Annotated in this window: 8 protein-coding genes; 4 read left to right on the top strand and 4 right to left on the bottom strand. The window is 70.6% G+C overall.

Annotation, left to right across the window (positions count from 1 at the left end; genetic code table 11):
• Positions 1–122 precede the first annotated feature (122 nt).
• Entirely contained in the window at positions 123–2,855 is a 2,733-nt protein-coding gene (ppc, locus tag ACWEBX_RS35170) for a phosphoenolpyruvate carboxylase (protein ID WP_451888821.1), read from the bottom strand.
• 352 nt (positions 2,856–3,207) lie between these two features.
• Here ppc and ACWEBX_RS35165 point away from each other — a divergent pair, with 352 nt between their 5' ends.
• Positions 3,208–4,218: an acyl-CoA desaturase gene (locus tag ACWEBX_RS35165; RefSeq protein WP_451888820.1), complete on the top strand. Its 1,011-nt coding sequence runs from the start codon at positions 3,208–3,210 to the stop codon at positions 4,216–4,218.
• Positions 4,215–4,895 (top strand): TetR/AcrR family transcriptional regulator, encoded by a 681-nt coding sequence (locus ACWEBX_RS35160; protein ID WP_356461698.1) that lies wholly within the window; start codon positions 4,215–4,217, stop codon positions 4,893–4,895. Before ACWEBX_RS35165 ends, ACWEBX_RS35160 begins: the two co-directional genes overlap by 4 nt.
• Before the next feature lie 69 nt (positions 4,896–4,964).
• On the opposite strand, the gene ACWEBX_RS35155 is transcribed toward ACWEBX_RS35160, so the two are convergent.
• Positions 4,965–5,336 (bottom strand): glyoxalase, encoded by a 372-nt coding sequence (locus tag ACWEBX_RS35155; RefSeq protein WP_451888819.1) that lies wholly within the window; start codon positions 5,334–5,336, stop codon positions 4,965–4,967.
• Positions 5,336–6,148: a trans-aconitate 2-methyltransferase gene (locus ACWEBX_RS35150; RefSeq protein WP_451888818.1), complete on the bottom strand. Its 813-nt coding sequence runs from the start codon at positions 6,146–6,148 to the stop codon at positions 5,336–5,338. The genes ACWEBX_RS35155 and ACWEBX_RS35150 overlap by 1 nt, the downstream gene beginning before the upstream one ends.
• Positions 6,149–6,321: 173 nt before the next feature.
• On the opposite strand from ACWEBX_RS35150, the gene ACWEBX_RS35145 reads away from it, so the two are divergent.
• On the top strand, positions 6,322–6,819 hold the full coding sequence (locus tag ACWEBX_RS35145) for a MarR family winged helix-turn-helix transcriptional regulator (RefSeq protein WP_261703948.1): 498 nt from the start codon (positions 6,322–6,324) through the stop codon (positions 6,817–6,819).
• On the opposite strand, the gene ACWEBX_RS35140 is transcribed toward ACWEBX_RS35145, so the two are convergent.
• Entirely contained in the window at positions 6,778–7,545 is a 768-nt protein-coding gene (locus ACWEBX_RS35140; protein WP_326787288.1) for a response regulator transcription factor, read from the bottom strand. The genes ACWEBX_RS35145 and ACWEBX_RS35140 overlap by 42 nt on opposite strands.
• 256 nt (positions 7,546–7,801) lie before the next feature.
• On the opposite strand from ACWEBX_RS35140, the gene ACWEBX_RS35135 reads away from it, so the two are divergent.
• Positions 7,802–8,263 carry a GNAT family N-acetyltransferase gene (locus tag ACWEBX_RS35135; RefSeq protein ID WP_451888817.1) on the top strand — a complete coding sequence of 154 codons (462 nt, stop codon included), beginning with the start codon at positions 7,802–7,804 and terminating at the stop codon, positions 8,261–8,263.
• Positions 8,264–8,387: the final 124 nt, after the last annotated feature.

The following is an 8,387-nucleotide window of genomic DNA, read 5'->3' as shown; positions in this document are numbered from 1 at the left end:
ACGTACGTGTACGGCAAGGGCCACTGCGTGGACTGGGGCGGCCAGATCAAGAACGTGTACACCCAGGCTTCCCGTGTGCTCCGCCGGCCCGGCGGTTGCCCCACCGGACCGGCGTCGCCGGCTCAGCCGGTGTTGCGCAGGCCCGCCGCCACACCGTTGACGGTCAGGAGCAGGGCCCGCGAGAGCAGCGGGTCGGCCGCCTGGCCGGCCGCGGCCTCGTCGCGCTGGCGCTTGAGGAGGGCGACCTGGAGGTAGGAGATCGGGTCCAGGTAGGCGTCACGGATGGCGAAGGTCTGCTGGAGCACCGGGTTGGTGTCGAGCAGCTTCTCGCCGCCGGTGATGCGCAGCACCTCGCGCACGGTGAGCGCGTGTTCGGCCTCGATGACGGCGAACACGTGCTTGAGCTCGTCGGGGACGAGGGTGTCGACGTAGTGGCGGGAGATCCGCAGGTCGGTCTTCGCGAGAGTCATCTCGACGTTCGAGACGAAGTTCCGGAAGAAGTGCCACTGCTCGTGCATCTCGTCGAGCACGGTGTCCAGGCCCGCCTCGCGCAGCGCCTTGAGGCCGGAACCGACGCCGAACCAGCCGGGCACGATCTGCCGGGACTGGGTCCAGCCGAAGACCCACGGGATGGCGCGCAGTCCGTCGAGCGAGACGCCCGAGCCGGGGCGGCGGGAGGGCCGCGAGCCCAGGTGCAGGTCGGCGAGCTGGTCGACCGGCGTGGAGGCAAGGAAGTACGTCGGCAGGTCGGGGTCCTCGACGAGCGCGCGGTAGGCGGCGTGGGCGGCGTCGGAGACGACGTCCATGGCGGCGTCCCAGCGGGCGAGGGCCTCGTCGGACTGGCGGGGGGCGGTGTGCAGGGCGGACGCCTGGAGGGTGGCGGCGACCGTCAGCTCCAGGTTCTCCCTGGCCAGGGACGGGATGAGGTACTTGTCGGAGATGACCTCGCCCTGCTCGGTCACCTTGATCTCGCCCTCGAGGGTGCCCCAGGGCTGCGCGAGGATCGCGTCGTGCGAGGGGCCGCCGCCGCGGCCGACGGTGCCGCCGCGGCCGTGGAAGAGCCGCAGGCGTACGCCGTAGCGGTGGGCGACGTCGCGGAGCCGGCGCTGAGCGCGGTGGATCTCCCACTGCGAGGTGGTGATGCCGCCGAACTTGGAGGAGTCGGAGTAGCCGAGCATGACCTCCTGGACGTCCCCGCGCAGCGCCACCAGACGGCGGTAGGAGGGGTCGGAGAGCATGTCCTCCAGGATCGTGTCCGCGGCCTTGAGCTCGTCGGTGGTCTCCAGGAGCGGCACGATGCCGATCTTGGCCCAGCCGGCGTGCAGGTCGAGGAGTCCGGCCTCGCGGGCGAGGACGGCGGCGGCGAAGACGTCGTCCGCGCCCTGGCACATCGAGATGATGTACGACTCGATGACCTCGGGGCCGAAGATCTTCAGGGCCTTCTTGACGGTCTCGAAGACGCCGAGGGTCTTCTGTCCGGCGGCGTCGAGCGGCGCGGGAGTGGGAGCGAGCGGGCGCCGGGAGCGCAGTTCCTTGGCGAGGAGCTTGGCGCGGTAGTCGCGCGGCATGTCCACGTAGCGCCAGGACTCCTCGCCGAGGCGGTCGAAGAGCTGGCCGAGGGCGTGGTGGTGGGCGTCCGCGTGCTCGCGTACGTCCATGGTGGCGAGCTGGAGGCCGAACGCGGCCAGCGTGCGGATGGTGCGGTTCATCCGGCCGTCGGCGAACAGGGCACCGCGGTGCTCGCGCAGCGAGGACTGGATGAGGGTGAGGTCGCGCAGCAGCTCGCCGGTGCCGAGGTAGTCGCGGCCGTCCTCGTGGGGCGTGCCCTTGGCCAGGCGGAGCTTGGTGTTCTCCAGCTTCTGCCGGATGCAGGTGGCCTTGAGGCGGTAGGGCTCTTCGGCGTTGAGGCGCTTGTAGCGGGGGCTGATCTCCGGCAGGCGCTCCAGGTCGCACTGGAGGGACTCCAGGAGCTCCTCGGTCGCGCCCGTGTAGCGGATGGAGTTCGACAGGAAGCCGCGGAGCTCGTCGATGAGTTCCAGGGCGTCGTTGATGCCGTGCTCGTGCTGAAGGATCAGGACGTCCCAGGTGACGTCGGGGGTGACGTTCGGGTTGCCGTCGCGGTCGCCGCCGATCCAGGTGCCGAAGGTGAGGGGGCGGGTGTCGTCCGGGAGGGCGACGCCGACGCGTTCGAGTTCGGCGGTGAGGTCCTCCAGGACGTCGCCGACGGCGCCGGCGTGCAGCTCGTCCAGGTAGTAGACGGCGTTGCGGGCCTCGTCGGCGGGCTCGGGGCGCACGACGCGGAGCTCGTCGGTCTGCCACACGAGGTCGATGTTCTCGGCGAGGCGGGTGTCGTAGCGGCGGCGGTCGGCCTCGATGACCGGGGTCTCGAGGAGCGCGGCGATACGCCGCAGCTTGTTGAGGACCGAGCGCCGGGCCGCCTCCGTGGGGTGGGCGGTGAACACCGGGCGGACGTTGAGGTTCTTGACCGTCTGGCGCAGGTGCTCGGGGTCGGCGTCCTTGAGCCGGTCGGCCGTACGGGAGAGGAGGCCGCCCTCGGCGGCGCGCTTGGCGCGCAGCTCGCGGCCGCGGTGCACCTGCTCGGTGACGTTGGCGAGGTGGAAGTAGGTCGAGAAGGCGCGGACCAGCTTGGCGGCGGTCTCCAGTTCGGTGCCGCCCAGCAGCTCGGCGGCGGCCTCGCCGTCCTCGCGGGTCAGGCGGCGGACCTTCTCGACCAGTTCCAGGAGCTCGGGACCCTCCTGCCGGACGAGGGTCTCGCCGAGCAGGTCGCCCAGGCGGCGGATGTCGGCGCGCAGTGCGCTGCTGGTCGTCGTGGTCTGGTCGTCGGCACTGCTCACAGGTGCGGCTCCTTGCAGTGGTGAAGCTCGTCCGAAGAGTGGGGGAATCTCGTCTGAAGCTCGTCTGGGAGGGAACCCGGGTGACGACCGCGCGCGGCGGGTGCCGCTTGGAGAGGTGGCAACCGGGAAGAAATCAGAACGGACCGCGCTGTCCGACCGATACCAAGGATAGGTGTCCCCTCGGACGCGCAGGCTCACGGGCTCTTGCCGCCGGGCTACGCGCTGACATACTTACGACGCCGTAGGTTACGGACCCGTAGGTATTCCCGTCGGCCAACGGGGAGACCCTGGGTTTCGCACCCGGACACTCTTCCCCGCCGTTCCTCACCCTCGAACCCCACAGGGGACGCCCATGACCACGAGTTCCGATGTGATCGACGACGCCCCGCGGGCGGACGACGGCACCTCGCTCCCCGCCGCGACCCTCGGCGGCGAGAAGAAGGGGTCACTCGAACAGATCACCCTTCTTCTCTTCATCGCTGTTCCGTTCCTGGCTCTGCTGGCGGCGGTGCCGCTGGCCTGGGGGTGGGGGGTGAGCTGGCTGGATCTCGGTCTGCTGGTCTTCTTCTACTACCTGGGCTGCCACGGCGTCACGATCGGTTACCACCGCTACTTCACGCATGGCTCGTTCAAGGCGAAGCAGCCGCTGCGGATCGCGATCGCGGTCGCGGGATCCATGGCGGTCGAGGGCCCTCTCGTGCGCTGGGTCGCCGACCACCGCAAGCACCACAAGTTCTCCGACGCCGAGGGTGACCCGCATTCGCCGTGGAAGTACGGCGAGACGGTCCCGGCGTTGCTGAAGGGCCTGTGGTGGGCGCACATCGGATGGATGTTCGACGAGGAGCGGACCTCGCAGGAGAAGTACGCGCCCGATCTGGTCAAGGACCCGGTGATCCGGGCGATCTCGCGTCAGTTCCTCCTCTGGACCCTGCTCTCGCTCGCCCTGCCGGCCCTGATCGGCGGTCTGGTGACGATGTCGTGGTGGGGCGCGTTCACCGGGTTCTTCTGGGGGTCACTCGTCCGGGTCGCGCTGCTGCACCACGTGACCTGGTCGATCAACTCGATCTGCCACGCGGTCGGCAAGCGTCCGTTCAAGTCGCGTGACCGTTCGGGCAACGTGTGGTGGCTGGCGGTGCTCTCGTGCGGAGAGTCCTGGCACAACCTCCACCACTCGGACCCGACGTCCGCCCGGCACGGTGTGGACCGCGGCCAGCTCGACTCGTCGGCGCGGATCATCCGCTGGTGCGAGCAGCTCGGCTGGGCCTACGACGTGCGCTGGCCGTCACGCTCGCGTATCGATTCACGGCGCAACGACGACGGGAACGGCTCCCGACGCAAGACGGAAACCGCTGAAGCGGCATGATTGACGGCGTGGCGACCGACTCCAGCAGCACCCCGGGCAGCAACGAAAAGCCGCGGCGCGCTCGCCGCACCCGCATGACCGGCGCCGAGCGCCGTCAGCAGCTGCTGGAGATCGGCCGCACCCTGTTCGCGGCCAAGGGCTTCGAGGGCACATCGGTGGAGGAGATCGCGGCCAAGGCCGGCGTCTCCAAGCCGGTGGTCTACGAGCACTTCGGCGGCAAGGAGGGCCTGTACGCGGTGGTGGTGGACCGCGAGATGCGGCGGCTGCTGGACATGGTGACCAGTTCGCTGACGGCGGGCCATCCGCGTGAGCTGTGCGAGCAGGCGGCGTTCGCTCTCCTGGACTACATCGAGGAGTACACGGACGGGTTCCGCATCCTGGTCCGTGACTCCCCCATCCCGCAGTCGACGGGTTCGTTCGCGTCCTTGATCTCGGACATCGCGACCCAGGTGGAGGACATCCTGGGCCGCGAGTTCAAGAGCCGCGGCTTCGACTCGAAGCTGGCGCCGCTGTACGCCCAGGCCCTGGTCGGCATGGTCGCGCTGACGGGCCAGTGGTGGCTGGACGTCCGCAAGCCGCGCAAGGCGGAGGTGGCCGCGCATCTGGTGAATCTGGCGTGGCACGGCCTGGACGGTCTGGAGCCGAAGCCCCGGCTGATAGGGCATCGCAAGGCTTAGGCCGTGTCCGCAAAGTCGCGCCGGGCCCATCCATCTCCTCGCGCGAGGAGCGCCTCCGCGGGAAGCGCCTCAGCCCGGCTCCGGGGCCGGCTCCAGGAATTCGAGGCGGTTGCCGACGGGGTCCTCGGAGAAGAAGCGCCGGTGGCCGGGCAGGTCCTCGTCCCAGATGACGGGGAAGCCGGCGGCCGCGATCCGTGCGGCACAGGCGTCGATGCCGGTGACACGCAGCCCGGGGTGGGCCTTCTTCGCGGGACGGAAGGACGCCTCGATCCCGAGGTGCAGCTCGACGGCCCCCGCCCGGAACCAGCAGCCCCCGCGGGCGGCGAGGACGGGCGGCTTGGGCGTCTCGGTCATGCCGAGGGCGTCGACGTAGTACGCGCGCAGCCGGTCCTCGGAGCCCGGCGGGGCGGCGAGCTGGACATGGTCGAGCGCGGTGAGCATCAGACCTCCTTCCGGGCCACGGCGAACAGCCGGCGAAACGGCAGGACCGTGCCGTACGGCCGGGCGGGGTAGGCCTCGCGCAACAGGTCCCGGTAGGCGCCGAGGAAGGTGTCCGCGGCCTCGGGGTCGTCCGCGAGGGCGGTCAGCACGGGCCGCAGCGCGGTCCCCTTCGCCCAGTCGAGCACGGGGTCGGGACCGGTCAGCAGTTGCATGTACGTGGTCTCCCAGACGTCCGTCCGGCAGCCGGCGCTCTCCAGCCGGCCCAGGTAGACGAGCGGGTCGTGGACCGAGTCGGCGGGGCGGATGGTGTCGCCGAGGAGGCCCTTCCAGCGCGGGGAGGTGGCGAGTTCGCGCAGGAGGACGTGCAGCGGGGCGTCGGTGTTGTGCGGCATCTGGAAGGCGAGGGTGCCGCCGGGCGCGAGGGCGTCGAGCCAGCCCGGCAGCGAGTCCAGGTGGCCGGGCACCCATTGGAGGGCGGCGTTCGAGGTGATCAGGTCGTACGTCTCGGCGGGCACCCAGTCGGTGAGGTCGGCGTGGGCGAAGTCGAGCCGTCCGCCGCCGGCCGTGGGACCGGCGTGCTCCTCGGTCCTGGCCAGCATGTCGGCGGAGTTGTCGTAGCCGGTGATGCGGGCGGTGGGCCAGCGGGCGGCGAGCTGGACGGTGACGTTGCCGGGGCCGCAGCCGAGGTCGGCGATGCGGGCGGGGTCGCGCGGAAGACCGGAGACCTGGGCGAGAAGGTCGGCGAAGGGGCGGGCCCGGTGCCGGGAGTGGCGCAGGTACTGACCCGGGTCCCAGGTGGGGGTGGCAGCCATGGGTGGCCTCCTCGAAGTCGCCGCGGGGGTCGCGGACCGCTGAAGGGGCGGCGGTGACCGGACCGTTCGGGTCTCCAGCCTCACAGGAAATATATCTCGACGTCAAGAGACTCGCGATCGAGAAACTCTACATCAAGAGACTTCATGTCGACACAACCACTACACTGATCGTCATGGAGGACGAGGTCGATCGGCTGGTCGCTGCGTGGCGCCGGGAGCGCCCGGACCTCGACGTGGAACCGCTCGAGGTGCTCAGCCGGGTGAGCAGGCTGGCCCGGCACCTGGACCGCGCGCGCCGGCTCGCTTTCGCCGAGCACAGCCTGGAGCCCTGGGAGTTCGACGTCCTGACGGCGCTGCGGCGCGCGGGATCCCCGTATCAGCTCTCTCCCGGGCAGTTGCTGACCCAGACGCTCGTCACCTCCGGCACGATGACGAACCGCATCGACCGTCTGACCAAGAAGGGTCTGGTGGAGCGCCTCCCGGACCCGAGCGACCGCAGGGGCGTGCTCGTGCGCCTCACGGACGAGGGGTGCGACCGCGCCGACCAGGCGCTGGCCGGTCTGCTCGACCAGGAGCGGGCGATCCTCGCCGAGCTGAGCCGGGCGCAGCGCGGTGAGCTGGCCGGACTGCTACGCCAGTTGACCGCCCCGTTCGACAACATCCCCGGTTAGGTCGACGGGTCCGACACCGGCGCGCCTGGCCAGGGCGACGGCGGCGAGGGTGGAGTGCACCCCGAGCTTGCCGAGGACGTTCTGCATATGGGTGCGGACGGTGTGCGGCGACAGGAACAGCCGCTCCGCCACCGCCTTGCGCCCGAGCCCGGCGACCATGCACCGCAGCACCTCGCGCTCGCGGGGCGTCAGCGACTCGACGAGCCGCTCGCTCTCGGTGCGGTGCTTGCGCGCGGCGGTGAGCTCGCGCAGCACCCCGGTGAGCAGGGCGGGCGGCAGATGGGTCTCGTCGCGCAGGACACCCCGTATGACGGTGAGCAGCCGCGACAGCGAGCAGTCCTTGGCGACCCATCCGGAGGCCCCGGCCTGCAGGGCGAGCGCGGCCCGGCGCGGGTCGTCCTTCTCGGCCAGCACGACGGTCCGTACGCCCGGCTGTCCCGAACGCACTCCGGCGACCAGCGAGATGCCGTCGACCAGGCCGTCCTCGTTGCTCTCCTGGACGGGCACCGCCGGGCGCATGCCGGGCAGATTGCCGCCCAGGTCGGCGTCGACGAGCAGCACGTCGAAGCGGCGGCCCTCGGCCGCCGCGCGTTCGAGGCAGCGCAGCGCGGCCGGACCGCTGCCGGCGGCGGACACGTCGACATCGGGCTCGGCCGCGAGCGCGGCGGCGAGCGACTCGGCGAAGATGCGATGATCGTCGACGACCAGTACTCGGATGCGAACCACAGAAACCCCCACTGTCGGGGGACGATCCGTACGGGTACGGCGCCCGAGGTGATCCCGGGCCCGCTTGCGACCCGGAAAAAGAGGTGCCTTCGCCGCACGGCCGCCGCCGTGCTGGAAGTGCTACCCCCACTTCGGGCGTCGTACCCGACTGTCTCGCCCCCTGATCAGCACCGGCCCCCACCGGCACTGTCCATCAGAGTACGGGCGAGGACCGGGAGCGGAAGGCAATTTGCAGAACTGGTTGGCCAGCGCGTTTATGGTGAGTCGTATGTTTCGTATCGAGACAGGAGACGACAAAGAGCGTCGGGATCTGCTCCGCAGACGGCTGCTGGACACGAACACGGCGGCGTCGCCGGTGCTGCGCGCGCTGCGCGGAACCCCAGGTGAACGGGAACTTCCGCTCCACGTCTGGGCCTTGGACGAGGACGGCGGCCTGGCCGGCGGTCTGGCGGGCCACACCTGGACGGCCTGGCTGCACGTCACCTATCTGTGGGTCGACGACCGCCACCGCGGCACGGGCCTGGGCACCCGGCTCCTGACCGAGGCCGAACAGGCCGCCACCGGACGCGGCTGCACCGCCGCCCGCGTGGAGACCTGGGACTTCCAGGCCCCGGACTTCTACCGCAGACACGGCTACGAGGTGGTGGCCGTGATCCCCGACTACCCCCCGGGGATCACGGAGTACACCCTGACGAAACGCTGGAATCCCAGCGCCTGAAAATCCAGCCCCTCCAGCGGCACATCCAGCCCCTCCGGCGGCACATTCAGCCCCTCCGGCGTTTGAGGAGCGGGGGTCCGGGGCCCGAGCGCAAGAGCACACGACTGAACACCAGACACTTACA

It is taken from the genome of Streptomyces sp. NPDC005070 (assembly GCF_053600395.1).
This window is presented reverse-complemented; position numbering and strand designations above follow the sequence as displayed.

Coding starts and splice junctions, on each gene's coding strand:
- ACWEBX_RS35165 (WP_451888820.1), top strand. CDS start 3,208: ATGACCACGAGTTCCGATGTGATCGACGACGCCCCGCGGGCGGACGAC.
- ACWEBX_RS35160 (WP_356461698.1), top strand. CDS start 4,215: ATGATTGACGGCGTGGCGACCGACTCCAGCAGCACCCCGGGCAGCAAC.
- ACWEBX_RS35155 (WP_451888819.1), bottom strand. CDS start 5,336: ATGCTCACCGCGCTCGACCATGTCCAGCTCGCCGCCCCGCCGGGCTCC.
- ACWEBX_RS35150 (WP_451888818.1), bottom strand. CDS start 6,148: ATGGCTGCCACCCCCACCTGGGACCCGGGTCAGTACCTGCGCCACTCC.
- ACWEBX_RS35145 (WP_261703948.1), top strand. CDS start 6,322: ATGGAGGACGAGGTCGATCGGCTGGTCGCTGCGTGGCGCCGGGAGCGC.
- ACWEBX_RS35135 (WP_451888817.1), top strand. CDS start 7,802: ATGGTGAGTCGTATGTTTCGTATCGAGACAGGAGACGACAAAGAGCGT.